Below are 25,482 nucleotides of genomic sequence, written 5' to 3' on the forward strand. Positions count from 1 at the left end.
CATTCCAATAACAATATCCAGCAAGACGGTAGCCATGATGAAAACAACAACAGAAACAAGCCGCAAAAAGGGGTCCAAGCTGGGCGCCATTTTGCGGGTCACCAGCGGTAACTTCCTCGAACAGTTCGACTTCTTCCTGTTCGGCTTTTACGCCACCTATATCTCCAGGACCTTCTTTCCGGCGACCAGCGAATTTGCCTCGCTGATGATGACCTTTGCAGTCTTTGGCTCCGGCTTTTTGATGCGCCCGCTGGGCGCCATCATTCTGGGTGCCTACATCGACAAAGTGGGGCGGCGTAAAGGGTTGATCGTAACGCTGTCGATCATGGCCGCGGGCACGGTACTGATTGCCCTGGTGCCGGGCTACGCCAGCATCGGCATTGCCGCACCGGTTCTGGTGTTGCTGGGACGGCTGCTGCAGGGATTTTCTGCGGGTGCAGAAATGGGCGGTGTTTCGGTTTATCTGGCTGAAATCGCCACACCCGGGCGTACCGGTTTCTACACCAGCTGGCAATCAGCCAGTCAGCAGGTGGCGATCATTCTGGCCGCCGCTCTGGGATACTCGATCAATACCTATATGGAGGCATCCGAAATTGCCGCCTGGGGCTGGCGCATTCCGTTCTTCATCGGCTGCGCGATTATCCCGTTCATCTTCGTCATTCGCCGTTCGCTGGAAGAAACCGAAGACTTCAAAGCCCGACGCCACCATCCGAGTACCCGTGAAGTGTTCCGCTCCATGCGTGATAACTGGCGGACCGTACTGGCGGGCGGCCTGCTGGCTTCCATGACCACTACCACCTTCTACCTGATCAAGGTCTATACCCCGACCTTCGGCAGAACCGTGCTCAACCTGAGCACCACCGACAGTCTGGTGGTGACCCTGTTCGTCGGCCTGAGCAACTTCATCTGGTTGCCCATTGGCGGTGCGCTCTCCGACAAGATCGGCCGTCGGCCCTTGCTGCTGGGCATTTCCCTGCTGTGCATGCTGACCGCCTACCCGGCCATGCACTGGCTGGCCGAAGCCGCGAGCTTTGAACGGCTGCTCATCGTGCTGCTGTACTTCTCGTTCTTCTTTGGCCTGTACAACGGCGCAATGGTGGCGGCCCTGACCGAAGTCATGCCGCAAAACGTGCGGGTGGTGGGGTTCTCTCTGGCCTTCAGCCTGGCTACCGCGTTGTTCGGTGGCTTTACCCCGGCTATCTCGACCATCCTGGTGCAAACCACCGGAGACAAGGCATCACCTGCGTTCTGGCTGATGTTCGCGGCCTTCTGCGGGTTCTGCGCAACGATGGCGCTCTATCGTCAGCATAAAGCGCCGGTGCTCAACGCGGCATAAGCAAATAGCCGTGCCCCCTGTGTAGATACGCTCACGTGAGATACATTGAGCTCGCATCTAATAACAACACTCCCACAGGGGGAAACTTGAACACTAATCAAAAGCTCAGAACTTTCGACCGTATCCGTGAAGCAGTACTCCCTGAATTTCGCGACCGGGTAGCTGAATACCTGGTGGTGTATGAAGAGGCATTGCACGACGAACATGCACCTGTGGACGTCGTGCGCTCTACCGCAAATCAGCTCAGGGGCTATCTGCGCGGCCTGAACACCACCCGGGTACTGGGCATGGCTGATCTGGAAGAGCTGGACCGGCGTATCAGCGAATCCTGGCTGTGATCACGGCGCTTACTGAGCGCTGCGACTGAAAATCCGGATCACTTCATCCAGATGCTCGGCCATCGCCTGACGCGCAGCGGCCGGGTCATGCTGCTCCAGCGCCTGCAGCACTCGCCGGTGCTCATCTTCGGAACGATGGGGCATGTCACCTGAGCCGTAATGACTTTGCAGGCGCTGGAACATGCTGCCGTAATGATGGCCCAGCAGGTGCTGGATCATCAGCGCGTAGGCCGGATTGTCCGAGGCCTGGGCGATGCGGATATGGAACAGGCGATCACCGGGATGGGTGTGCGAGTCCTGGCGGTTGTCCTGCACGTTGCGCTCGAACGCTTCGCGGATGCCTGCCAGTTCTTCATCGCTGGCATTCACCGCCGCCAGTGCCGCGGCTTCGGGTTCGATCAGACGACGCGCCTGGAGCAAGGCGAAGGGCGGGATCTCGGCACTGAAATCCACCTCGATACCCAGCTCGGGGTCCAGTTCTTTCCACTGGTTGCGCGTAACCTGGGCCATCACCGGTTCATTGGATACCGCTTGTACCGGCGGCTCGCATACCAGCACCCCGTTACCCACACGCACATCCACCAGACCAATCACTTCCAGCGCAATCATCGCCTCGCGCACAGAAGCCCGGCTCACCCCCAGCAACTTGGCCAGCTCGCGTTCGGCCGGCAAACGGCTGCCCGGCGGAAATTCTCCGCTGTCGATCAAGGCCCGCAACTGATCGGCGATCTGTCGATAAAGTCTTTGGTTATCAATTACTTGAAATGGCATCGTGAAATAAGCTCTGGTCTGGACAGCGTTCGACGAGCACTTTTGGGGAAAAAAGACGCTTGTTGATGCTTGAGGTGCATGCTACAAAAGGCCCAATGGCCTGACCATTGAACGGATAACGTAAAGCGATCATAGCAAACCTTATCCCGATACTTGCGTCGTTTTGCCATTTGCTACGCCCACAATGGCCTGACCATTGGGCCAAAATAAAAATAATGAACTGCAACACGGAGCATCTATGGATCTTTCCGGCAAACGCGTGCTGATCACGGCCGCCGCCCAGGGCATTGGCCTGGCCAGTGTCCAGGCATACCTCGCCGCTGGCGCTGAAGTCTTCGCCGCCGACATCAATGCCGCCGCCCTCGACGCCCTAGAAGGCGCGCACCCTGTTCTTTTAGACGTTACCGATGCCGATGCCATCGAGCGCCTGGCCAGTGAGCTTGGCCCGCTGGATGTGTTGTTCAACTGTGCGGGTGTGGTGCACAGCGGCAATATCCTGCAGTGCAGCGAAAAAGACTGGAGCTTCGCCCTGGACCTCAACGTCACCGCCATGTACCGCATGATCCGCGCCTTCCTGCCGGGCATGCTGAGTAACGGCGGCGGTTCGATCATCAACATGGCGTCGGTGGCATCCAGCGTCAAAGGCGTGCCCAACCGTTTTGCCTACTGCGCCAGCAAGGGTGCCGTGATTGGCCTGACCCGTTCGGTGGCGGCTGACTTTGTGAGCCAGAACATCCGCTGCAACGCCATCTGCCCCGGCACTGTCGACTCCCCTTCCCTGCGTCAACGCATCAGCGAACAGGCCCTGCGCGAAGGCCGCAGCGTCGACGAGGTGTACGCCGCCTTCGCTGCACGCCAGCCCATGGGCCGCATCGGCAGCGCCGAAGAAATCGCCCAGTTGGCGCTGTATCTGGGTTCCAGTGCCAGCGGCTTCACCACCGGCACCGCACAAATCATCGATGGCGGCTGGAGCAACTAGCCCTTCCACACCTGTAGGAGCGAGCTTGCTCGCGAGCTGTTGATCTTGAAAAAAGCTCGCGAGCAAGCTCGCTCCTACAGGGACTTGATAATTGATAAAGGAATTTTCATGAAACTGCTGCGCATCGGTAACAAAGGCCAGGAACGTCCCGCCCTGCTTGATAACAACGGTCAATTGCGCGACTTGTCCGCCGTAATCCCGGATATCGCAGGCGACAGCCTCAGCCCGCAAAGCATTGCCCGCCTGCAAGAGATCGACCCATCGACCCTGCCGCTGGTACAAGGCTCGCCACGCATTGGCGCCTGCGTCGGCCAGGTCGGAAAGTTCATTTGCATCGGCCTCAACTACGCTGACCACGCCGCCGAAACCGGCGCCGCCATCCCGGCTGAGCCGGTGGTGTTCAGCAAGTGGACCAGCGCCATTGTCGGCCCCGACGACGATATCGAAATCCCGCGCAATTCCCGTAAAACCGACTGGGAAGTCGAACTGGGCGTGGTCATCGGCAAGGGCGGGCGCTATATCAGCGAAAGCGACGCCCTTGAGCATGTAGCCGGTTACTGCGTGATCAACGACGTGTCCGAGCGCGAGTTTCAGCTGGAGCTGGGCGGCACCTGGGACAAAGGCAAAGGCTGTGACACCTTCGGCCCGCTCGGCCCGTGGCTGGTCACCCGGGATGAAATCGCCGATCCGCATCAGCTCGACCTGTGGCTGGAAGTCGACGGCAAGCGCTATCAGAACGGCAACACGCGGACGATGATTTTCCAGATCCCGAAAATCATCAGCTACCTCAGCCAGTTCATGAGCCTGCAACCCGGTGATGTGATTTCCACCGGCACCCCGCCCGGGGTCGGCCTGGGCATCAAGCCCGAGCCGGTGTACCTGCGCGCCGGCCAGCAAATCCGCCTGGGCATCGCCGGCCTTGGGGAACAAAACCAACTCACCGTGAATGCCGAGTGACAGGGAGCTGCGCCATGACCACCATTACCGCCGTACGCGTTGAAGATATTCGCTTTCCCACATCGCAATCCCTGGACGGTTCGGATGCGATGAACCCGGACCCGGACTACTCCGCCGCCTATGTGATTCTCGAAACCGATACCCCGGGTCTGGAAGGCCACGGCCTGACCTTCACCATCGGCCGCGGCAACGAAATTTGCTGCGCTTCGATCAAGGCCCTGGCCAGCCTGCTGGTGGGCTTGAAGCTGGAATGGATCGCCGAAGACATGGGGCGTTTCTGGCGCCACGTCACCAGCGACAGCCAACTGCGCTGGATCGGCCCCGACAAGGGTGCAATTCACCTGGCCACCGGCGCCGTGGTCAACGCCGCCTGGGACCTGTGGGCCAAAGCCGAAGGCAAGCCGGTATGGCGCCTGGTGGCAGACATGAGCCCCGAGCAATTGGTGCGCTGCATTGATTTCCGCTACATCACCGACTGCATCACTCCCGCCGAAGCCCTGACCTTGCTGCGCGAACGCGCCCACGGCAAAGCCGGGCGCCTGGCACTGCTCGAAGCCAACGGCTACCCCTGCTACACCACCTCGGCCGGGTGGCTGGGCTATGCCGACGACAAGCTGCGCCGCCTGTGCCAGGAAGCGGTCGATGCCGGGTTCTCCCACGTCAAACTCAAAGTCGGTCACGACCTGCAGGACGACATTCGCCGCGTACGCATTGCCCGTGAAGTGCTGGGCCCGGACCGCCAGTTGATGATCGACGCCAACCAGGTCTGGGAAGTCGATACCGCGATCGACTGGGTGCGTGAACTGTCGTTCGCCAACCCCTGGTTTATCGAGGAGCCCACCAGCCCGGACGACGTCGAAGGCCACCGCAAGATCCGCCTCGGTGTGGCCCCGGTCAAAGTGGCCACCGGCGAGATGTGCCAGAACCGCATCGTGTTCAAGCAACTGATCATGCGTGAAGCGATTGATGTGGTGCAGATCGATGCCTGCCGCCTGGGCGGGGTCAACGAAGTGCTGGCCGTGATGCTGATGGCCGCCAAGTACAACTTGCCGGTGTGCCCGCACGCCGGCGGGGTTGGCCTGTGCGAGTACGTGCAGCACCTGTCGATGATCGATTACCTGTGTCTGGCCGGCACCCATGAAGGTCGGGTGGTGGAATTTGTCGATCACTTGCACGAGCACTTTGAAGACCCGTGCGTGATTCGCAACGCGGCCTATATGCCACCACAGGCGCCGGGGTTCTCGATCCAGATGAAAGCCGCGTCCCGCGAACAGTACCGCTATCGGGGATAAACCAACGGACGGAGCACAATAACAATGTCGTCCTCACCCTCACTACGGCTCGATGCACACCAGCACTTCTGGCGCTATGACGCCGCGGCCTATCCCTGGATCGGCCGTGACATGAGCGCTTTGCGCCGGGATTTCCAGCCCGCTGATCTGCGCCCGTTGCTGGACGCAGCCGGGTTCGACGGCTGCATTGCCGTGCAAGCCCGGGCCTGCGAAACAGAGACCGATCAGTTACTGGCACTGGCTGAACGCTACCCGTGGATTCACGCCGTGGTGGGCTGGGTCGACCTGTGCGCCGCCGACCTTGAACAGTCGCTGGAACGCTGGGCGCAAGCGCCGGCCTTGCGAGGCTTTCGTCATCAGTTGCAAGACGAACCCGCGCCGGCCGACTTCATGCAAAACCCGGCGTTTAACCGGGGGTTGAACACCTTGCAACGCCGGGGGCTGGTCTATGAAGTGCTGATCAAGGCTGCGGATTTACCCGCTGCAACCGCTTTGTGCCAACAGCACGACCAGCACGCCATGGTGCTCGATCACTTGGGCAAACCCGATGTACAGGCCAACGATTTACCAACCTGGGCCCGGCAACTCGCCCCCTTGGCCGCCCTGCCCCATGTCAGTTGCAAACTGTCGGGGTTGATCACCGAAGCCCATTGGCAACACTGGAACAGCGCACAACTGACGCCTTATCTGGACACCGCACTGCAGCTGTTCGGCCCCGAGCGCCTGATGTTTGGCTCGGACTGGCCGGTGTGCCTGCTGGCCAGCCAATACGCCGATACCTGCAGCCTGGTCGACAGCGCGCTGCAGGGTTTGAGTGCGCCGCAGCAAGCAGCGGTTTGGGGTGGCAATGCCTGCGCCATTTACGGGATTGAAGGAGTGAAGCAATGAATCTTTATCTGCAGGACAAGGTTTTTATCGTTACCGGCGGTGGCTCGGGCATTGGTGCAGCCATCTCTTTGGGCCTGGCTGACGAAGGTGCGATCCCGGTGATTTTCGGCCACAGCCCGCTGTCCGATGAACTGGCGCGGCAACTGGATCAGCGTGGCGCGCAAAGTCTGTTCATCCAGGTTGAATTGCGCGATGAAGACGCCTGCCGCGCCGCCGTCGCCAGCGTGTTGCAGCGTTTCGGGCGCATCGACGGGCTGGTCAATAACGCCGGGGTCAACGATAGCGTGGGGCTTGAAGCCGGGCGTTCGGCGTTCGTCGAATCCCTGGAAAAAAACCTGATCCACTACTACCTGATGACCCACCTGTGCGTGGACGCGCTGCGGGCCACCCGCGGTTCCATCGTCAATATCAGTTCCAAGACTGCCCTCACCGGGCAAGGCGGCACCAGCGGCTACACCGCGGCCAAAGGTGCGCAACTGTCGCTGACCCGGGAATGGGCCACCTCTTTACTGGCTGATGGCATACGGGTCAACGCCGTGATCCCGGCCGAAGTCATGACCCCGCTCTACGAGCGCTGGATCAGCAGCTTTGCCGACTCCGAGGCCAAGCTGGCGAGCATCGTCGAAAAGATCCCCTTCGGCCAACGCATGACCACCAGCGAAGAAATCGCCGACAGCGTGCTGTTTCTGTTGTCGCCACGCGCCTCCCACACCACTGGCCAATGGCTGGTGGTGGATGGCGGCTACACCCACCTCGACCGGGCGCTGACATGAACCGCCAGTGCCTGGCCCTGGACCTGATCGACGACCCGGCGCTGATTGCCGAATACGAGCGCTTGCATCAACGGATCTGGCCACAGATCAGCGCCCACCTGCACCGCCATGGCGTACTGGACATGCAGATCTGGCGCCTGGGTACACGGCTGTTCATGGTCATGGACACCGGCCCGCAGTTCAGTAGCGACGCGTTTGCACAGGCCGCTGCCAGCGACCCCGACGTGCAGCAATGGGAAGCACTGATGTGGCGCTTTCAGCAACCTACGCCCTGGACACCACCGACAGAGAAGTGGGCACCAATGACCCGAATCTTCAGCCTCACATAACCCTGTAGGAGCGAGCTTTCAAGATCAAAAGATCGCGAGACAAGCTCGCTCCTACAGATGATTCGATGATTCATGCCGGCAGATACACCGCTCTAAAAACAACAGACAGAGAAGTAGGCACCAATGACCCGGATTCTCAGCCTCACATAACCCTGTAGGAGCGAGCTTGCCTCGCGAGCTTTCAAGATCAAAAGATCGCGAGACAAGCTCGCTCCTACAGGTGATTCGGTGATTCATGCCGGCAGATACACCGCTCTAAAAACAACAGACAGAGAAGTAGGCACCAATGACCCGGATTTTCAGCCTCACATAACCCTGTAGGAGCGAGCTTGCCTCGCGAGCTTTCAAGATCAAGAGATCGCGAGACAAGCTCGCTCCTACAGATGATTCGGTGATTCATGCCGGCAGATTCACCGCTCTAAAAACAACAGACAGAGAAGTAGGCACCAATGACCCGGATTTTCAGCCTCACATAACCCTGTAGGAGCGAGCTTGCCTCGCGAGCTTTCAAGATCAAGAGATCGCGAGACAAGCTCGCGCCTACAGGTGATTCGGTGATTCATGCCGGCAGATACAACGCTCTAACAACAATAACAAGGAGATGCGCCATGTCATTCAAGCACTCGAACGTCGCAGCACCGCCCATTGTCCGTGGGGTTACGTCCTATCGCTGGGCACTGATTCTGGTGACCTGCCTGTTCTTTCTATGGGGCCTGTCCTATGGCCTGCTGGACGTGCTGAACAAGCACTTTCAGGAAACCCTGCACGTCAGCAAGGCGCAATCGGGCTTGCTGCAAAGCGCGTACTTCGGGGCGTATTTTCTGATCGCCCTGCCCGCCGGTTTGCTGATGGACAAGTACGGCTACAAGGCGGGTATCCTCCTCGGTCTGTGTCTCTACGCCACAGGCGCCCTGCTGTTCATGCCGGCCGCCGCCGCGCAGAGCTTTCAGTTCTTTTTGTTCGCCCTGTTTGTGATTGCCTGCGGCCTGGGCTGCCTGGAAACCGCCGCCAACCCCTATGCCACGGTATTGGGTTCACCTGCGGGCGCTGAGCGACGTTTGAATCTGGCGCAATCGTTCAATGGCCTGGGGCAGTTTTTCGGTCCATTGATTGGCGGTGCACTGTTCTTCAGCGGCGCCAACAGCGCCGACACCACGCAATCGCTGCAAATGACCTATCTGGTCATTGCCGCGATGGTGCTGCTGGTCGCCGTGCTGATTGCCCGTACCCCGCTGCCCGACTTGCGCGAGCAGGAAGCCGAGGTTCAGCAGCACAACCCCAAAACCCTGTGGCAGCACCGCGAGTTCGTCACCGGGGTCATCACCCAGTTCTTCTATGTCGGCGCGCAGGTCGGCGTCGGCGCGTTCTTCATCAACTACGTGACCGAACACTGGGCGCAGATGAGCAGCCAGCAAGCCGCGTATTTGCTGTCGGTGGCCATGCTCAGTTTTATGTTCGGCCGTTTCTTCAGCACCTGGCTGATGGGCCGGGTCAATGCCCAGCTTATGCTGCTGATTTACGCGCTGATCAACGTCGCACTCTGCGTGGTGGTGGTGCTGGGGTTTGAAGGCGTCTCGGTGGTGGCACTGGTGGCGATGTTCTTCTTTATGTCGATCATGTTTCCGACCCTGTTCGCCATGGGCGTGAAGAATCTGGGCGCGCATACCAAGCGCGGCAGCTCGTTCATGATCATGGCCATTGTCGGCGGTGCGTTGCTGCCCTACGTGATGGGGCTGGTGGCCGACCACTCGTCCACTGCCGTGGCTTATCTGTTGCCGATGGGCTGTTTTGTGATCGTCGCAGCTTATGCCCGTGCGGCCCTGAAAAAAATCTGATTGCTGTACTCCATAAAAAAAACAAACGGAGCACTTCATGTCCAACCCCGTATTGCAACAAGCACTCAGCAAAATCCGCTGGCGCATCCTGCCCTTTGTCGCACTGATGTTTGCCATGGCAATCATCGACCGCTCCAACATCGGCTTTGCCAAACACGCCTTGCAGGCAGACACCGGCCTGAGCAACGCCGCGTTTGCGCTGGGCGCGGGTATTTTCTTCATCGGCTATGCGGTGTTTGAAGTACCCAGCAACCTGATGCTGCACAAGGTCGGCGCGCGTATCTGGCTGAGCCGGATCATGGTCACCTGGGGCCTGGTGTCGGCGGCGATGATGTTTGCCCACGACGAAACCAGCTTCTACATTCTGCGCTTTCTGCTGGGGGTGGCCGAAGCCGGCCTGTCGCCGGGGGTGGTGCTGTACCTGACCTACTGGTTCCCGCAGAACCAGCGCGGTTCGGCCTATGGCATTTACTACTTCGGGGTGCCGGTGTCGCTGATGGTGGGCGGCCCGGTGTCGGGCTGGCTGCTGGAGTCCGCGCAGTTCGGCCTCACCGGCTGGCAATGGATGTTTCTCACCGAAGGCCTCGCGGCCTCGGTCATCGGCGTGTTTGCGTTCTTTTACCTGACCGACAAACCCCGGGACGCCAAGTGGTTGAGCAACGATGAAAAGGCTGCCATCGAACACGAGCTGGACAAAGAGCAACAGCTCAAAGCCAACAAAGGCCCGTCTTCGTGGCGCGCCGCGCTGATCAACCCCAAGGTGCTGTACTTCACCCTGATCTACTTCACGATTCAGGTCAGCGTGTATGGCGTGCTGTTTTATCTACCGACCCGGATCGCCGAGCTGCTGGGCACCGGCATTGGCCTGAAGGTAGGCCTGCTGACGTCGATCCCGTGGATCGCCACAGTGATCATGCTGTATGCCGTGACCCGGCATGCCGACCGCAAAGGCCAGCAAACCCGCTTCGCGGCAATCATGCTGGCACTGGCAGCGGTGGGCATGGTCGGCTCGACCTTGAGCGGCAGCTTGCCACTGGTAATTCTGGCGTTCTGTGTCGCGGCAGCCGGATTTATCACGGTGCAACCGTTGTTCTGGACCTTGCCAACCCGTTTTCTGGGGGGTGCGGCAGCGGCCAGCGGGATTGCGGTGATCGGGGCCCTGGGCAACCTCGGCGGCTTCCTCGCGCCAACGGTCAAGACCTGGGCTGAGCAACACTTCAACAACCCCCATGCGGGCATGTACTTCCTGGCCGCTATGGCGTTGCTGGGAGCCTTGATGTTGATGCGCTCGGCAAGGGCGGGCAAGCAGGCCGACGGCGCGCAGACGGTGCAGTCACCGGGTTAAAAACCCACCCCCCCCTGCCCCCCCTGTAGGAGCGAGCTTGCTCGCGAGCCCTTGAAGAGCTCGCGAGCAAGCTCGCTCCTACAAGAAGCTCGTTCCGACAAGAAGCTCGCGCCTGCAGAAGTTCGCTTTCAGGCCGCTGCCGGTGCGCCATCAGGCTTGAGTCGCGGTTCTACGGGTACACCCGGCTCTTTGAGCAGCGCGAAGTAGGCAAACGCTGAACACACCGCCACCACCGCGCTGATCACGAACGCCGTGGAAAAAGAGCCGCTCTGCTGCACGCTGAAGCCGGTCAGGATCGGCGCCACGGAGCCCGCCAGATAACCACCGAAATTCTGGATCGAGCCGAACGACGCCACCCGCTCCGAGGGCACGATGGTGTTGACGATCATCCACGCCGTGGCGCTGGAGATGTTAATGAAGAACATGGTCAGGCACAGCAGCACTACACAGGCCACAACGTTGGTGGTGAAGGCGACGATCAGGGTGAACAGCGCCCCGCCGAGCAAGCCAAGGATGACCATCAATTTGCGGCTGGCCAGCACCCGCATGCCGCGCGCCACCAGACGGTCGCAGCACTTGCCGGCCACGATGGTGCCCAGCGCGCCGAACAGATAGGCCAGGGATACCACCCACGCCGTGCGATACAGGTCCAGGCCGTGTTCGCGCTCAAAGTAACCGGGCAACCAGGTGAGGTTGAGCCAGATCATGTAGATCACGCCCATGAATCCGAGAAACGCACCCCAGGTGTTGCGGTCTCTGAACAGTGAGGTCCAGGCCACCTTCGGCGCCTTTTTCTGTTGCACCGCCACCGGCTCGGCGCGGCCCGTCTCAGCCATGTACTGGGCCTTGCTTTTGTAGAACTTGAACCAGCACACCGCCAGCAACAGCCCCATGACGCCGGTGAGGATGAACATCCCGCGCCAGCCCAGATGAACCATGAATACGGTCAGCAACGGTGGCGCCAGGCATGGCCCGATGCAGGTCGATGACCAGACCCAGCCGGTGGCCGTGCCACGTTCCTGGGTGTCGAACCATTCGGACAAGGCCTTGGCCGCCGAAGGAAACACCGGGGCTTCGCCAATCCCCAGTAATACCCTTAGCCCCACCAGATGCCCGTAGCTGCTGAACAGGCCGAATGCCGCCTGCGCCACCGACCACACCACCAGGGATCCACCCAGCGCCAGTTTGCTGCCGAGTTTGTCGATCAAGGCGCCAAGGGGTAACTGCGAGAAGGCGTAGGCCACGGAAAAGGCCGAGAGCATTACCCCCATCTGCATGGGGCTGATGGCCAGGTCGTGCTGGATGGTGGTGTTGGCAATGGACAAGGCGCTGCGGTCCAGGTAGTTGACCACGCCAATCAGGAACAGGAAAAAGATCGTCAGGTTTTTGTAGGTTTTTATTGTTTTCATGCACGCCTCTCGTGAGCGGTTGCGCTCCTGCCCGACAGGTGGAGCGTTGCTCACTGTAGTTGGCGTCCCGGTTACTGCCCAATCACATGATTCGATCGACTAATAACCTCGAGTTATCAAGGCGTCTGGGGGGGACCGCGCAGAGCATCCGGGCCACTCAAAAGTGCATCGATAAAGGCTTTCGCGGACCATTGCGCTACTTCGTTGCGCCGGGTAATGACCCCGTAATCGGCCAGCACCAGCGGAAACGGCAGCGCCAGGCGGGTCAAGCGCCCGGCGCGGATTTCCGGCTCCACCATCGACTCTGCCAGCATCGCCACCGTCGGGGTGGTTTGCAGCAGTTGCATGGTCGTTTGCAGCGACACGGTTTCTACCGTGTTTTCCGGGGTCTGCATGCCCGCTTCGACAAAGGCCTGCTCCACCCGCATGCGCATCGGCGTGCCCGTGGGGTAAATCACCCACGGCCAACTGCCCAGATCAGCCAGCGGTACTTCGCTGGCCCCGGCCAGCGGGTGCTGGCTGCCCGTGACCAGGCACAGCGGCTCCGGCGCCAGGGCCTGAAAATCAAACAGTTCACGATGACGGTCGAGGGTAAAGCGGGCCACCACCACGTCCAGCTCCTTGTGTTCGAGCATGGCCAGCATGTTGGCGCTGGTGCCCTCGAGCACCTGCAAGGTGAGCAGCGGCCAGTCTTGTTTGACCCGCACAATGGCCGCCGGAACGGCCAAAGCCGTGGCGGCGTAGATGGTGCCGACTTTCAGCAGGCCATGGCCGCCCTGGCGCAAATGATTGATCTGACCGACAAACTGCCCGGTGTCATTCAATGCGATCTGGGCAAACCGAGCCACATGACTGCCCAGATCGGTCAGCGACATGCTGCGTGGCAAGCGCGCAAACACTTCAAAGTCCAGCTGGTGCTCGATCTCCCGCAGCATCTTGCTCACCGCGGGCTGGCTGATGTTCATTTCATGGGCGGTGGCATGCATGTTTTGCGTGCGCGCCAGGGTGTCTATAAGCACCAAATGGCGATAGCGCAGCCAGTTGCACAGTTGATTAAATCCGACATCAGCCATCCGATAACCTCCGGTTATTGAGACTTAAGAATATCTCATTGGCGATTATCGAGAAGCAATATTAGGGTGAACCGGTCGCGCTAAATAAAAACAATGGAAACCGCCCATGAACCTTGCCAATAAACGCGTAGTGATCACCGCTGCGGCTCAGGGAATCGGACTGGCATCGGTGCTCGCGTTCCGCGATGCAGGCGCCGAGGTCATTGCCACCGACCTGCACATTCAGGCACTGCAGGACATTCCCGGGATCCGCGTGCTGCAACTGGACGTGACGCAACCTGCGGCCATCGCTGCCGTCTGCCAGCAGGTCGGAGCGGTGGACGTGCTGTTCAACTGCGCCGGTTACGTTCATAGCGGCGCACTGCTGGACTGCGACGAACAGGCCTGGCAGTTCTCCTTCGATCTCAATGTCACGGCCATGTACCGCATGATCAGCGCCTTCCTGCCCGGCATGCTGGCGGCGGGCGGTGGCAGCATTATCAACATGGCCTCGGTGGCTTCCAGCGTAAAAGGCGTACCCAACCGCTTTGCTTACACCGCAAGCAAGGCCGCAGTTATCGGCCTGACCAAATCGGTGGCCGCGGACTACGTGCGCCAGGGTATCCGTTGCAATGCCATTTGCCCCGGCACGGTGGACTCGCCGTCCTTGCGCCAGCGCATTGCCCAACAGGCGCTGGAACAGGGCCGTACGCAAGCCGAGGTGTATCAGGCATTCGTCGACCGCCAACCCATGGGCCGCATCGGCACCGCCGAAGAAGTCGCCCGCCTGGCCTTGTATCTGGCCAGCGACGCCAGCGCCTACACCACCGGCACCACCCAGGTGATTGATGGCGGGATGAGTAACTGAAATGCATAAATCCTCTGTAGGAGCGAGCTTGCTCGCGAGCTCTGGCTTGAAAACGCTCGCGAACAAGCCCGCTCCTGCAGGCACCGTTTTTCTTATTGGATGAAGGAGTTTTTATGAAACTGCTGCGCTACGGCGAGAAAGGTCAGGAAAAACCGGGGCTGCTGGATGCCCAAGGCAAGATTCGCGATTTGTCGGCACACATCGCCGATGTAGCCGGCCAGGCACTGGATGCCGCAAGCCTGGCCGCCCTGGGCAAAATCGACCCTTGCAGCCTGCCGCTGGTCAGCGGTTCGCCACGCATTGGCGCCTGCGTCGGCCAGGTCGGCAAGTTCATCTGCATCGGCCTCAACTATGCCGATCATGCCGCCGAGTCGGGCCTGGATGTGCCATCGGAACCGGTGGTGTTCAGTAAATGGACCAGCGCCATCTGCGGCCCCAACGACAACGTCGAGATCCCCCGCGACTCGACCAAGACCGACTGGGAAGTGGAGCTTGGCGTAGTGATCGGCAAAGGCGGACGCAATATCGATGAACACAATGCCATGGACCACGTGGCCGGGTTTTGTGTGATCAACGATGTCTCCGAACGCGAGTGGCAACTGGAACGTGGCGGCACCTGGGACAAGGGCAAGGGCTTTGACACTTTCGGCCCCCTCGGCCCGTGGCTGGTCACCCGCGACGAAATCAGCGACCCGCACCAGCTTGACCTGTGGCTTGAGGTCGACGGACAGCGCTACCAGAACGGCAATACCCGCACCATGGTGTTCCAGATCCCGGCCCTGATTGCTTACCTGAGCCGCTGCATGTCCCTGCAACCGGGGGATGTCATCTCCACCGGCACTCCGCCGGGCGTGGGCCTGGGAGTAAAACCGGCACCGGTGTATCTGCGTCCCGGGCAGGAAATACGCCTGGGCATCAGCGGTCTTGGCGAGCAACGCCAGCGCACGGTACAGGCTGACTGACCCACAGCAGGCCTTGAAAATAATCATAAGAAACAGGAGCAACACATGCGGATTCTGATCACTGGCGGTACCGGCTTCATCGGCAAACAACTGGCCCAACGCCTGCTCGACCTCAATAGCCTGACGCTTGAAGGCCAGGCCCCCCGCGCGATCGAGCGCATCGTGCTGTTCGACACCTTTGCCGGTGAAGACCTCCCCGTCGACCCGCGTATCGAACTGGTGACCGGCGATGTAGCCGACCCCGAAGTGATTGCCCGGGTCACCGACGGCGTGGACCTGGTGTGGCATTTGGCAGCGGTGGTCAGTTCGGCTGCCGAGGCCGACTTCGACCTGGGCATGCAGGTCAACCTGCACGGCCTGATGCTGTTACTCGAAACCCTGCGCAAACAGGGCAACGCCCCGCGCTTTGTGTATGCCAGCGGCTTCGCCGTATTCGGTGGCGAGCTGCCCGACGTGGTCGACGACAACACGGTACTCACCCCGCAATCGTCCTACGGCATGCAAAAAGCCGTGGGCGAACTGCTGGTGGCCGACTATGCCCGCAAGGGCTTTGTCGATGGCCGCGTGCTGCGTCTGCCAACGGTTGCAGTACGCCCCGGCAAACCGAACAAGGCGGCATCGACGTTCTTCAGTTCGATTATCCGCGAGCCGCTGGTGGGCCTGCCTGCGGTCTGCCCGGTACGCCCGGACACCCAGGTCTACCTGACCTCGCCACGGCGAATTATCGAGTCAATGCTGCTGGGCATGACCCTGTCGCCAGAGACCCTGGGCAATCAACGGATCATCCCGCTGCCGGGTGTGACCACCACCGTTCACGACATGGTCTCGGCGCTGCAACGGGTCGCGGGTGAGCAAGTGACCAAACTGATTCGCTGGGAACCGGACGCGACCATCCAGCGCATCGTCGAGAGCTGGCCGAGCAAGGTCGAGGCGCCCCGCGCCCGCGCCCTGGGCTTCACTGCCGACGCCGATTTCGACGCCATCGTGCGCGCGCATATTGAAGACACTGCCGTTTGAGACCTCGCCTATAACCTGTAGGAGCGAGCTTGCTCGCGATCTTCAGATCTTGAAGAGCTCGCGAGCAAGCTCGCTCCTACAGAACACTGCACAACAGGTTCACGTTACTCACAACAATAAAAAACTGAGGCCGTGCGATATGACCACTCCACTCACCGATGTCTCGGACATCGAACAACAGACGATCAAACGCGTTACCAAACGCATGATCCCCTTTCTGATCCTGCTGTTTGTGGTCGCCTTTCTGGACCGCAACAACGTCGGTTTCGCCGCCCTGCGGATGAACGAAGACATCGGTATCAGCCAGACCATTTATGGCCTGGGCGCCGGGATTTTCTTCCTCGGTTACTTCATGTTCGAAGTGCCGAGCAACATTCTGCTGCACCGCTACGGCGCCCGGGTCTGGATCGCCAGGATCATGGTGACCTGGGGCATCATCGCCGGGGCCATGGGCTTCCTGCAGACGCCGGTGCACTTCATCTCCCTGCGCGTATTGCTGGGTATTGCTGAAGCCGGGTTCTTCCCGGGGGTAATTTATCTGCTGTCGCTGTGGTTCCCGAGCCGTTACCGCGCCCGCATGATCGCCACTTTTTACCTGGGCGTACCCATCGCGCAAATCATTGGCGCCCCGTTGTCGGTGGGCCTGATGGAGCTGGGCGATGCCTGGGGCTTCGTCGGCTGGCGCCTGATGTACATCGTCGAGGCCGTACCCGCGGTGATTCTCGGTGTGGTCTGCTATTTCTACCTCACTGACCACCCGGCCGATGCCCACTGGCTGACCGACAAGCAGCGCAACTGGCTGATCAGCACCCTGGAACAGGAAGAACGCAACAAACCGCTGGTGGTGGGCCTGCAACCAACCAAAGGCCAGATGATCCTCAAGGCACTGAGCAGCCGTCAGGTCTGGCTGCTGGCGCTGGTGTATTTCGGCATCACCTCGGGCTCCAACGCGATGAACTTCTTTATGCCCACGGTGCTGGCATCGTTCCGCGGCTCGTTCGGGCTGGAGATCGGCCTGATGCAGAACGGTCTGATCACCGCCATTCCTTACGCCGTCGCCGCCGTCGCGATGATCTGGTGGAGCCGTCGTTCGGACCGTCTGCAAGAACGCCACTGGCATGCCGGCGGTGCCGCCATGCTGGCCGCCGTGTCCATCGCAGTCGCGCTGTGGCTCAACCAGCCGTGGATCATCGTCATCGGCTTCATCCTGCTGGCCATGGGTGTGTACAGCGCCATCAACGTGTTCTGGGCAGTGCCGGGGCAAGTGCTGACCGGGGTCGGAGCCGCCGCAGGGATTGGCCTGATCAACTCCATCGGTAACCTCAGCGGTTTTGTCGGCCCATATCTGACCGGCTACCTGTTCACCGTAACCGGCAGCTATACCCCGGGTTTCCTGGTGATCGCCGCACTGGTGGGCGCCGGTGGTCTGGGCATGGTGCTGATGCCGCGCAACAAGGTGTCGCAGATTGGCAGCGCCATCCCCGCAGCCGCAGGAGGTAAAGCATGAGTCTGGCGACCGTAGGGTTTATCGGCACCGGGATCATGGGCAAACCCATGGCCCGCAACCTGTTGCAGGCCGGATATCCGGTACGGGCCTGGAACCGCTCGCCGGCCAAGGCCCAGGAACTGGCTGCCCATGGCGCCGAGGTACTGCCGACCCCGGCTCTGGCGGCCAAAGGCGCCCAGGTGCTGGTTTGCATGCTCAGCGATGGCCCGACCTGTGATGAGGTGCTGTTCGGCGAAGGCGGCGCTGCGCGGGTTCTGGCCCCCGGGGCGCTGGTCATTGTGATGAGTTCAATTGCGGTGGACAGCGCCGTGGAGCAGGCCCGCCAGTGTGCTGACCTGGGGCTGCACTACCTCGACGCGCCGGTGTCGGGCGGTGAGCGCGGGGCGCGTGAAGCCAGCCTGGCGATCATGGTCGGCGGTGAAGTGGCGGCCTTTGAACAGGGGCGCCAAGTGCTGGCGGCCATGGGCCGTCCGGTCCACGTAGGCCCGGCCGGAACCGGCGAGCTGTCAAAACTGGTCAATCAGCTGATTGTCGCCAGCACCATCGCCACCGTCGCCGAAGGCCTGCTGCTGGCCGAACGCGGCGGTGCCGACCCGGTCAAGGTTCACGAAGCGCTGCTGGGAGGCTTTGTCGATTCGCCGATCTGGCGCCAGCACGGCCAGCGCATGCTCGACAACGACTTCACTCCCGGTGGCCCGGCCAAATGGCAACTCAAGGACACCCGCACTGCCCTCGCCCAGGCCCAAAAGCTGGGCCTGAGCCTGCCGGTGGGCAGCCTGGTGGATGGTCTGTTCCAGGCCATGATCGAAGCCGGTGACGGTGAACTCGACCACGCCGGGCTGATCCGCCAGTTACGCCGCCACAATCAATTGCCTGAATAATCTGCTGGAGCCTGTCATGACCGAATCAACCCCTCGCCGCCTGCGCAGTCAGCTGTGGTTCGACGATCCCAGCCATGCCGATCTCACTGCGCTGTACGTAGAGCGTTACATGAACCAGGGCCTGACCCGCGCCGAACTGCAATCGGGGCGGCCGATCATCGGGATCGCCCAGACCGGCAGCGACCTGACGCCCTGCAACCGGCATCACATCGAACTGGCCAAACGGGTCAAGGATGGCATCCGCGATGCGGGCGGCATTCCGATGGAGTTTCCGGTGCACCCGATTGCCGAGCAGTCGCGCCGGCCGACTGCCGCTCTGGATCGCAACCTGGCGTATCTGGGCCTGGTGGAAGTGCTGCACGGTTACCCGCTGGATGGTGTGGTACTGACCACCGGCTGCGACAAGACCACCCCGGCCTGCCTGATGGCGGCGGCGACCACCGACCTGCCGTCCATCGTGCTGTCCGGCGGGCCGATGCTCGACGGCTGGCACAAAGGCCAGCGCATCGGTTCGGGCACTGTGCTCTGGCATGCGCGCAATCTGCTCAGCGCCGGTGAGATCGATTACGAAGGGTTTATGACCCTGACCACGGCGTCATCACCCTCGGTCGGCCACTGCAACACCATGGGCACCGCCCTGTCGATGAACGCCCTGGCCGAAGCCCTGGGCATGTCTTTGCCGGGCTGCGCGAGCATTCCGGCGCCTTATCGCGAGCGCGGGCAAATGGCCTATGCCACCGGCATGCGTATCGTCGATCTGGTGCGTGAAGATGTTCGCCCCTCGCACATCATGACCCACGCTGCATTCGAGAACGCCATTGCCGTGGCCTCGGCACTGGGGGCCTCCACCAACTGCCCGCCGCACCTGATTGCGATTGCCCGCCACAGCGGCATCGACCTGTCGCTGGAAGACTGGCAGCGGGTCGGCGAAGACGTACCTTTGCTGGTGAACTGCATGCCGGCCGGTGAATACCTGGGCGAAGGTTTCCACCGTGCGGGCGGCGTGCCGGCGGTGATGCATGAACTGGACAAGGTGGGTCGCCTGCACCGCGACTGCCGTTCGGTGAGTGGCCGCAGCATGGGCGAGATCGTGGCCGACGCCGTCACCGGCGACCGCGACGTGATCCGTTCGTACGAAGACCCGCTGATGCATCGCGCCGGTTTCATCGTGCTCAGCGGCAACTTCTTCGACAGCGCGATCATGAAAATGTCGGTGGTGGGCGAAGCCTTTCGCAGCACCTATCTCAGCGATCCGTTGCAACCCAACAGCTTCGAAGCCCGGGCCATTGTGTTCGAGGGGCCGGAGGACTATCAGGCGCGAATCAACGACCCGTCGCTGGACATCGACGAGCGCTGCATTCTGGTGATTCGCGGCTGCGGTACTGTGGGTTTCCCGGGCAGTGGCGAGGTGGTCAACATGGCCCCGCCTTCGGCGCTGATCAAGGCCGGCATCGATTCGTTGCCATGCCTGGGTGACGGTCGCCAGAGCGGTACTTCGGCCAGCCCGTCGATTCTCAACATGTCCCCGGAATCGGCGGTGGGCGGCGGCTTGTCGTTGCTGCGTACCGGCGACCGGCTGCGGGTCGACCTCAATGCCCGCAGCGTCAATTTGTTGGTGGACGAAGTTGAACTCGACGCCCGTCGCCAGGAACCGCTGCCGCCACTGGCGCCGTCGCAAACCCCGTGGCAGGAGCTCTATCGCCAACTGGTTGGCCAGTTGTCTACCGGCGGCTGCCTGGAGCCGGCCACCTTGTACTGGCGCGTGATCCCGGAAAACGGCCCGCCGCGCCACTCCCATTAAACAATGAACCCCCTGGAACCCTGAACCCTGAACCCTGTAGGAGCGAGCTTGCCTCGCGATCTTTTGATCTTTTGATCTTTTGATCTTTTGATCTTTTGATCTTTTGATCTTGTAAGCGCTCGCGAGCAAGCTCGCTCCTACAGAGGTGGAACGGGTTATGGGCTACACCATGAATTCAAGGAATGACCTTATGAACCCGCTGCAATTGAGCATTGAAAATTCCCTGCCTGAGGACTGGCAGCGCGCGACGCTGGTCGGGCGTGTGTGCTTGCCGGGTGTACGCGGCGGTCCGGCGGTGGTGGTGATTCGTGACGGTGAAGTCATTGACTGCAGCGCACAGTTCCCGACCCTGAGCCTGCTGCTGGATACACAGAATCCGTTACAGGCAGTACGTGAAATCAGCGGTCACTCCCTGGGGACGATCCAGGATCTGCTGGCCAACAGTGGCGAACAGCGCGACCCGGCCAGACCCTGCCTGCTGGCCCCCGCAGACCTGCAAGTGATCAAGGCCGCAGGGGTCACCTTTGCCGCCAGCATGATCGAACGGGTGATCGAGGAAAAAGCCGGGGGCGATGCCCTGAGGGCCGAGCAGGTACGCGCCCTGGTGCAAGAGGTGATCGGTGACAACCTGCGCGACCTGCGCCCCGGATCGCCCGAGGCCATGCGTCTGAAGCAGGTATTGATTGAACAAAACATGTGGTCGCAGTATCTGGAAGTCGGTATCGGGCCCGACGCCGAAATCTTCACCAAGGCACCGATTCTGGCCGCCGTGGGCAGCGGCAACGCAATCGGTGTCCACCCCGGGTCCAGCTGGAACAACCCGGAACCGGAAGTGGTGCTGGCCGTCGACAGCCGGGGGCAGATTCATGGTGCAACCCTGGGTAATGACGTCAACCTGCGTGACTTCGAAGGGCGCAGCGCATTGCTGCTGAGCAAGGCCAAGGACAACAACGCCTCTTGCGCACTCGGCCCGTTCATTCGCCTGTTTGACGAACATTTCAGCCTCGACGATGTACGCCGCTGCGAAGTGACCTTGCGCGTCGAAGGGCGAGACGGTTACGTGCTCAATGGCAAAAGCTCCATGGGCCAGATCAGCCGCGACCCGGCCGACCTGGCGCAACAGACCCTCAATGAAAATCACCAGTATCCGGACGGATTCGTGCTGTTCCTCGGCACCCTGTTCGCCCCGACCGACGACCGCGACCAGCCGGGCCAGGGTTTCACCCACAAGGAAGGCGACGTGGTGAGCATTGCCAGCGGCAAGCTGGGCGCCCTGCACAACCGCGTGACCGCCAGCGACCAGGCGCCACAATGGTCATTCGGCGTGGCCGCGCTGATGAAGAATCTGGCGGGCCGGGGCTTGCTGGGGTAAAGGACGACTGTCGCCACCCCGAGCGCATGCACGCCATGCACTCGGGGCCGTCGCCATCACGGCCCGGGTGTTACCTGCCGCAACCCTTTTCGTGTAATATCCGGCGCTGGGTGCCACCGCAACAACGCGGCAGGGCAGGTTAATTTAGCGAAGGTCGGGCCGCCATCGCGGAGTCGCCGCACCTATGAGTCATGAACCCTCGCGTCTGGATAAAGCCGCAAACACCCGCAAGTCTGCTTCCTCCCTCGCGTTTATCACGCGCTTTTTCGCCGCTGAATCTGCGGGCGGCTTGATCCTGATGGCCTCTGCCCTGGCAGCCCTGCTGCTGGCAAACTCCCCCTGGGCTGCTGCCTACTTCTCCACCCTGCAAATCAAACTCGCCGGACTCTCCATCGAGCACTGGATCAATGATGGCCTGATGGCGATCTTCTTCCTGCTGGTGGGCCTTGAGATCAAGCGTGAAATGCTCGCGGGCCAGTTATCCAGCTGGAGCCAGCGTGCGCTTCCGGGGTTTGCCGCACTGGGCGGCATGCTGCTGCCGGCCCTGATCTATATCGCGGTCAACTGGGGCAACTCGCAAACTATCGGCGGCTGGGCCATCCCCGCGGCAACCGATATCGCGTTTGCGCTGGGGGTACTGTCACTGTTGGGCAAGCGGGTTCCCGTTTCGTTGAAGATCTTTCTGGCGGCGCTGGCGATTCTCGATGACCTGGGGGCGGTACTGATCATCGCCCTGTTCTACACCAGCGGACTGTCCATCAGCATGTTGCTGGCCTCCGTGGCTGTGGTTGCGGTGCTGGTGGTGCTCAATCGCTGCGGTGTACGCCGACTCGCCCCTTACCTGATAGCCGGCGCCCTGCTCTGGTTCTTCATGCTGCAATCGGGCATCCACGCGACACTGGCCGGGGTCATCCTTGCCCTGTGCATTCCGCTGGGTAACACGGAACACAAACACCAATCCCCTCTGCTCCACCTCGAAGAAAAGCTGCATCCGTGGGTCGCTTTCGCCGTGGTCCCCATCTTTGGCTTTGCCAATGCCGGTGTATCCCTGGCCGGCATTTCCCCAGGTGACCTGCTGGACCCGGTACCGCTCGGGGTCACTCTGGGTCTGTTGCTGGGTAAACAACTGGGCGTCTTCGGCCTGGCCGCCTTGGCCATCCGCTTTGGCCTGGCAAAACTGCCCGAGGGTAGCAACTGGGTCCAGCTCTATGGCGTGGCACTGCTGTGCGGTATCGGCTTCACCATGAGCCTGTTCATTGGCGCCCTGGCATTCCCGGGGGCCCCGCATCTGGTGGATGAAGTGAAAGTCGGCGTGCTGATGGGCTCCATCCTGTGTGCCATCCTCGGCGTCGTGGTACTGATGAAGGCCGGCCGTCAAAAGGCATCTGCCTGACCCGTGCCGGGGTGCGTCCGATCACGGGCGCACCTGCGGGGTAACCCGCTCACTCCCGCCAAAGCCCCGCCAGGTCGAACCTGAGCGGGGCTTTTTAGTGCGCGACTGGTTGAGCATTACGCTGCTGGTCCGGGGTTTTTGGCAGGTGCTTGCCATTATCCGGCTGACTACTAGACTCCCGCTCCTCGCGAACAGGCTGATGTTGGGCAGTAGCTCTCGCAAAAAACTGCAGGATCGCAGTTTTCAAATACTCAGGAGAGGATTGAACATGACTCGCAAAGAGCAATCACCTTTAGCACTTAAAAACCAAGCTGCCGCACTCCATTTTCTCGATCAAACGATGGGTCACACCTTGAGTTCCCGGATGGCGCTACTGTGGCGGATATCGCAGGCGCAAGGGAGAGGACCAGGAAAGCGATTGAACAGTTGTCGGCCAGCGCAGCTCTGCGACTGAAGCGCATCATTGATACGGGCTTACGTATCAATCATCGAGACCTGCGCGGTGTAACGAGCAATGTACGGAGCAGCACGGCATTTTCGAGATCATTCCCTGCCCGGGATATTGGGCAATGATCGATGCTGCTTCGCCTGCGTGATTGGCCACTGCTCGTAGCCAGCGACAACGTTCTTACTCCTTTCGGAGAGCCTCTGCATGAATACACTCGCCATAGTCGGCGCCGGTGCTGCTGGCGTCGCGACTTTTATTGCTGCGGTCAGAGCCCAAGTGGCACGAAGCATCTACATGATCGATCCGCAGCCAATTGGTCCGGGCGCAGCATTCTCAAATACGGACAACGATATTCTCTGTAATACCTCGGTCGACACCATGTCGGTGCTGCACGACATGCCGCTGGATTTTCTTGAGCACCTGCGGTGCGAGGGCTACGCCTTTACAGCCGAAAGTTTTGTCCCGCGGTTTCTGGTAGGCCGATATCTGGCCAGCCGGTTTCTGCAGTACTCAGCCATTGCCCGTGAGCAGGGAGTACGGGTTCAGTATGTTTGCAGCAGGTTCAAGGCATTGAAAGTTCATGGCCATCGCCATTACGAGCTTGAGTTCTGTGACGTGCAGATGAAACCAGCCCCCTCACTGAGAGCGACCGACGTGGTGTTCTGTACGGGGTTTGGGCCGCCACACATACCGGCAGTTGCCCGGCCTTTTTTCAACCACTCGAGCTTCATCAAGAACCCCTATCCTGAAGCAAGCATGCTGGCCATGATTCCTGAGAATTCCCGGGTGCTCATCATGGGTAGCAAGCTCTCGGCCATCGACAGTGCAATCGTTCTGTGCCGCGACGGCCATCAAGTGACCATGCTATCGCCGTCAGGAGAGTTCCCCTCTGTGCGCGCCCGCTTCATGCGCAGTCCAAAAACGGCATTCGACGTTGAGGCCATTGCAGCAGTAATGAAGCCGGAGCAACACGAAGCGCAGACCTGCAGCCCTGCCATGGGCTATAGATACCTGAACTATTTCTCCAGGGTGCTTCGCCAGAACCTGGGCAAGGACTGGAGCCTGCAGTTCTCCCGTGCATCAAGCGTTGTCGACAGGCTAAGGGAGGAGGTGGAAATTGCCGGCAGCGGTGCCAGTCACTGGCAGGAATACGTGGTTGATTTCATGCATGCCATCAACCGGCTGCACAGCAAGGGTGACCTCTATTTCGAGGGTTGCTTCCATCCCGCCTTCGAGCAGCTGCTTTACCGATACATATCCGCACTGGCACTCCCCAACGCACGCAAGCTGCTGAAGTACTTGGAGGACGGTGTTCTGTGTGTGCAGAGCGGCGAAGTAACCCGTATCGGCTACTCCCAGGGTCGCCCTCACCCATGGCGGGTGAACTGGGCCGCAGGCGACCACCGCTTTGACGCCATTGTCTCGGCTACTGGCTACCACCAGTCCAGATATGTCATGGGCGATGACGGCAAGATTGAGCTGGACATGCGCGGCGATCGCAGCCAAAGACAGCCGATTACTGTCTTGCCGACCATGGCAGGGGCCCATGAAAGCTTCGGTGAGCACGAGAGCATCTGGTTCCTGGGCGCGCCGGCCAGACCCCGGCTGTGGCACCCGAATGCACTTGTGGTGGTCACCCCGATGGCAAACCGGATTATCGAGAGCATGCGCCGGCTGCCCCAGGTCGGGAGTGCTGCTTGAAGCCAAAAGAGACAGGTTTGCGCAAGTCGTCGAAGGATGGCCCATGAAGTGAAACCGATTCACCTGAAAAAGGGCCTGTACAGGCCCTTTTTTTGCTAGTCTGTCCCGTCCTGAATAAGGTTTACACCTTCTGATCTATTTTCAGGAGGGCGTAATGGAGACAAGTAAAAGGCGTAGTCAGCGAGACTACACGCTGACCTTTAAATTGTCGGTCGTCGACCAAGTCGA

22 protein-coding genes are annotated in these 25,482 nt (G+C 60.7%); 19 read left to right on the plus strand and 3 right to left on the minus strand.

The window, feature by feature from the left end:
* Window positions 1-34 precede the first annotated feature (34 nt).
* Both WG29040_RS17630 and WG29040_RS17635 read left to right on the plus strand, forming a co-directional pair.
* Window positions 35-1,336, plus strand: a complete 1,302-nt coding sequence (locus WG29040_RS17630) for an MFS transporter (RefSeq protein WP_127196599.1) — start codon at window positions 35-37, stop codon at window positions 1,334-1,336.
* A gap of 86 nt (window positions 1,337-1,422) precedes the next feature.
* A complete protein-coding gene (locus tag WG29040_RS17635; RefSeq protein ID WP_010655885.1) occupies window positions 1,423-1,674 on the plus strand; it encodes a hypothetical protein in 252 nt (83 codons plus the stop codon).
* A 9-nt stretch (window positions 1,675-1,683) separates the two neighbouring features.
* Here WG29040_RS17635 and WG29040_RS17640 read toward each other — a convergent pair whose 3' ends face one another.
* Window positions 1,684-2,445 (minus strand): FadR/GntR family transcriptional regulator, encoded by a 762-nt coding sequence (locus WG29040_RS17640; RefSeq protein ID WP_127196600.1) that lies wholly within the window; start codon window positions 2,443-2,445, stop codon window positions 1,684-1,686.
* A gap of 238 nt (window positions 2,446-2,683) precedes the next feature.
* On the opposite strand from WG29040_RS17640, the gene WG29040_RS17645 reads away from it, so the two are divergent.
* From WG29040_RS17645 to WG29040_RS17680, 8 genes are all read left to right on the plus strand, one after another.
* Complete coding sequence (locus WG29040_RS17645) at window positions 2,684-3,424, plus strand: SDR family oxidoreductase (RefSeq protein ID WP_127196601.1); 741 nt, start codon at window positions 2,684-2,686, stop codon at window positions 3,422-3,424.
* Window positions 3,425-3,532: 108 nt separating this feature from the next.
* A complete protein-coding gene (locus tag WG29040_RS17650) occupies window positions 3,533-4,381 on the plus strand; it encodes a fumarylacetoacetate hydrolase family protein (protein WP_127196602.1) in 849 nt (282 codons plus the stop codon).
* 14 nt (window positions 4,382-4,395) lie between these two features.
* Entirely contained in the window at window positions 4,396-5,673 is a 1,278-nt protein-coding gene (locus WG29040_RS17655) for an L-fuconate dehydratase (protein WP_003440967.1), read from the plus strand.
* A 24-nt stretch (window positions 5,674-5,697) separates the two neighbouring features.
* On the plus strand, window positions 5,698-6,561 hold the full coding sequence (locus tag WG29040_RS17660) for an amidohydrolase (protein ID WP_003440964.1): 864 nt from the start codon (window positions 5,698-5,700) through the stop codon (window positions 6,559-6,561).
* Window positions 6,558-7,334 (plus strand): SDR family oxidoreductase, encoded by a 777-nt coding sequence (locus WG29040_RS17665; protein ID WP_003440961.1) that lies wholly within the window; start codon window positions 6,558-6,560, stop codon window positions 7,332-7,334. Before WG29040_RS17660 ends, WG29040_RS17665 begins: the two co-directional genes overlap by 4 nt.
* Window positions 7,331-7,663, plus strand: a complete 333-nt coding sequence (locus tag WG29040_RS17670) for an L-rhamnose mutarotase (protein ID WP_127196603.1) — start codon at window positions 7,331-7,333, stop codon at window positions 7,661-7,663. The genes WG29040_RS17665 and WG29040_RS17670 overlap by 4 nt, the downstream gene beginning before the upstream one ends.
* A gap of 608 nt (window positions 7,664-8,271) precedes the next feature.
* Complete coding sequence (gene fucP / locus WG29040_RS17675; protein WP_010655890.1) at window positions 8,272-9,498, plus strand: L-fucose:H+ symporter permease; 1,227 nt, start codon at window positions 8,272-8,274, stop codon at window positions 9,496-9,498.
* Window positions 9,499-9,535: 37 nt separating this feature from the next.
* Window positions 9,536-10,843, plus strand: coding sequence for an MFS transporter (locus WG29040_RS17680; protein WP_003440953.1), 1,308 nt, complete (start codon window positions 9,536-9,538; stop codon window positions 10,841-10,843).
* A 128-nt stretch (window positions 10,844-10,971) separates the two neighbouring features.
* Here the strand turns inward: WG29040_RS17680 and WG29040_RS17685 are convergent, their stop codons facing one another.
* Window positions 10,972-12,252 (minus strand): MFS transporter, encoded by a 1,281-nt coding sequence (locus tag WG29040_RS17685; protein ID WP_003440950.1) that lies wholly within the window; start codon window positions 12,250-12,252, stop codon window positions 10,972-10,974.
* 116 nt (window positions 12,253-12,368) lie between these two features.
* Window positions 12,369-13,325, minus strand: coding sequence for a LysR family transcriptional regulator (locus tag WG29040_RS17690; protein WP_003440947.1), 957 nt, complete (start codon window positions 13,323-13,325; stop codon window positions 12,369-12,371).
* Between the two features lie 106 nt (window positions 13,326-13,431).
* Between WG29040_RS17690 and WG29040_RS17695 the strand changes: the two genes are divergently transcribed.
* From WG29040_RS17695 to WG29040_RS17735, 9 genes are all read left to right on the plus strand, one after another.
* Window positions 13,432-14,172: an SDR family oxidoreductase gene (locus WG29040_RS17695; RefSeq protein WP_003440944.1), complete on the plus strand. Its 741-nt coding sequence runs from the start codon at window positions 13,432-13,434 to the stop codon at window positions 14,170-14,172.
* Between the two features lie 113 nt (window positions 14,173-14,285).
* Window positions 14,286-15,134 carry an ureidoglycolate lyase gene (locus WG29040_RS17700; RefSeq protein WP_003440933.1) on the plus strand — a complete coding sequence of 283 codons (849 nt, stop codon included), beginning with the start codon at window positions 14,286-14,288 and terminating at the stop codon, window positions 15,132-15,134.
* Window positions 15,135-15,179: 45 nt separating this feature from the next.
* Complete coding sequence (denD, locus tag WG29040_RS17705) at window positions 15,180-16,151, plus strand: D-erythronate dehydrogenase (RefSeq protein ID WP_010655893.1); 972 nt, start codon at window positions 15,180-15,182, stop codon at window positions 16,149-16,151.
* A 139-nt stretch (window positions 16,152-16,290) separates the two neighbouring features.
* A complete protein-coding gene (locus tag WG29040_RS17710) occupies window positions 16,291-17,658 on the plus strand; it encodes an MFS transporter (RefSeq protein WP_003440931.1) in 1,368 nt (455 codons plus the stop codon).
* Entirely contained in the window at window positions 17,655-18,539 is an 885-nt protein-coding gene (locus tag WG29040_RS17715; protein ID WP_127196604.1) for an NAD(P)-dependent oxidoreductase, read from the plus strand. The genes WG29040_RS17710 and WG29040_RS17715 overlap by 4 nt, the downstream gene beginning before the upstream one ends.
* Window positions 18,540-18,555: 16 nt before the next feature.
* Window positions 18,556-20,340 (plus strand): IlvD/Edd family dehydratase, encoded by a 1,785-nt coding sequence (locus tag WG29040_RS17720; protein WP_003440929.1) that lies wholly within the window; start codon window positions 18,556-18,558, stop codon window positions 20,338-20,340.
* Window positions 20,341-20,530: 190 nt separating this feature from the next.
* Complete coding sequence (locus WG29040_RS17725) at window positions 20,531-21,712, plus strand: fumarylacetoacetate hydrolase family protein (protein ID WP_127196605.1); 1,182 nt, start codon at window positions 20,531-20,533, stop codon at window positions 21,710-21,712.
* 184 nt (window positions 21,713-21,896) lie between these two features.
* Window positions 21,897-23,105 (plus strand): Na+/H+ antiporter NhaA, encoded by a 1,209-nt coding sequence (gene nhaA / locus WG29040_RS17730; RefSeq protein WP_003440923.1) that lies wholly within the window; start codon window positions 21,897-21,899, stop codon window positions 23,103-23,105.
* Between the two features lie 652 nt (window positions 23,106-23,757).
* Window positions 23,758-25,254 (plus strand): FAD/NAD(P)-binding protein, encoded by a 1,497-nt coding sequence (locus WG29040_RS17735; protein WP_003440921.1) that lies wholly within the window; start codon window positions 23,758-23,760, stop codon window positions 25,252-25,254.
* Window positions 25,255-25,482 lie beyond the last annotated feature (228 nt).

The organism is Pseudomonas sp. PAMC 29040 (genome assembly GCF_003994535.1).
Classification (GTDB): Bacteria; Pseudomonadota; Gammaproteobacteria; order Pseudomonadales; family Pseudomonadaceae; genus Aquipseudomonas; species Aquipseudomonas paraversuta.

Excerpts from the sequence above, each read along its gene's own strand:
- WG29040_RS17655 (WP_003440967.1), top strand. The coding sequence starts at position 4,396 with ATGACCACCATTACCGCCGTACGCGTTGAAGATATTCGCTTTCCCACA.
- WG29040_RS17690 (WP_003440947.1), bottom strand. The coding sequence starts at position 13,325 with ATGGCTGATGTCGGATTTAATCAACTGTGCAACTGGCTGCGCTATCGC.
- nhaA (WP_003440923.1), top strand. The coding sequence starts at position 21,897 with ATGAGTCATGAACCCTCGCGTCTGGATAAAGCCGCAAACACCCGCAAG.
- WG29040_RS17695 (WP_003440944.1), top strand. The coding sequence starts at position 13,432 with ATGAACCTTGCCAATAAACGCGTAGTGATCACCGCTGCGGCTCAGGGA.
- WG29040_RS17685 (WP_003440950.1), bottom strand. The coding sequence starts at position 12,252 with ATGAAAACAATAAAAACCTACAAAAACCTGACGATCTTTTTCCTGTTC.
- WG29040_RS17680 (WP_003440953.1), top strand. The coding sequence starts at position 9,536 with ATGTCCAACCCCGTATTGCAACAAGCACTCAGCAAAATCCGCTGGCGC.
- WG29040_RS17665 (WP_003440961.1), top strand. The coding sequence starts at position 6,558 with ATGAATCTTTATCTGCAGGACAAGGTTTTTATCGTTACCGGCGGTGGC.
- WG29040_RS17660 (WP_003440964.1), top strand. The coding sequence starts at position 5,698 with ATGTCGTCCTCACCCTCACTACGGCTCGATGCACACCAGCACTTCTGG.
- WG29040_RS17630 (WP_127196599.1), top strand. The coding sequence starts at position 35 with ATGATGAAAACAACAACAGAAACAAGCCGCAAAAAGGGGTCCAAGCTG.
- WG29040_RS17725 (WP_127196605.1), top strand. The coding sequence starts at position 20,531 with ATGAACCCGCTGCAATTGAGCATTGAAAATTCCCTGCCTGAGGACTGG.
- WG29040_RS17715 (WP_127196604.1), top strand. The coding sequence starts at position 17,655 with ATGAGTCTGGCGACCGTAGGGTTTATCGGCACCGGGATCATGGGCAAA.
- WG29040_RS17645 (WP_127196601.1), top strand. The coding sequence starts at position 2,684 with ATGGATCTTTCCGGCAAACGCGTGCTGATCACGGCCGCCGCCCAGGGC.
- WG29040_RS17670 (WP_127196603.1), top strand. The coding sequence starts at position 7,331 with ATGAACCGCCAGTGCCTGGCCCTGGACCTGATCGACGACCCGGCGCTG.
- WG29040_RS17710 (WP_003440931.1), top strand. The coding sequence starts at position 16,291 with ATGACCACTCCACTCACCGATGTCTCGGACATCGAACAACAGACGATC.
- WG29040_RS17650 (WP_127196602.1), top strand. The coding sequence starts at position 3,533 with ATGAAACTGCTGCGCATCGGTAACAAAGGCCAGGAACGTCCCGCCCTG.
- denD (WP_010655893.1), top strand. The coding sequence starts at position 15,180 with ATGCGGATTCTGATCACTGGCGGTACCGGCTTCATCGGCAAACAACTG.
- WG29040_RS17735 (WP_003440921.1), top strand. The coding sequence starts at position 23,758 with ATGAATACACTCGCCATAGTCGGCGCCGGTGCTGCTGGCGTCGCGACT.
- WG29040_RS17720 (WP_003440929.1), top strand. The coding sequence starts at position 18,556 with ATGACCGAATCAACCCCTCGCCGCCTGCGCAGTCAGCTGTGGTTCGAC.
- WG29040_RS17700 (WP_003440933.1), top strand. The coding sequence starts at position 14,286 with ATGAAACTGCTGCGCTACGGCGAGAAAGGTCAGGAAAAACCGGGGCTG.
- WG29040_RS17640 (WP_127196600.1), bottom strand. The coding sequence starts at position 2,445 with ATGCCATTTCAAGTAATTGATAACCAAAGACTTTATCGACAGATCGCC.
- fucP (WP_010655890.1), top strand. The coding sequence starts at position 8,272 with ATGTCATTCAAGCACTCGAACGTCGCAGCACCGCCCATTGTCCGTGGG.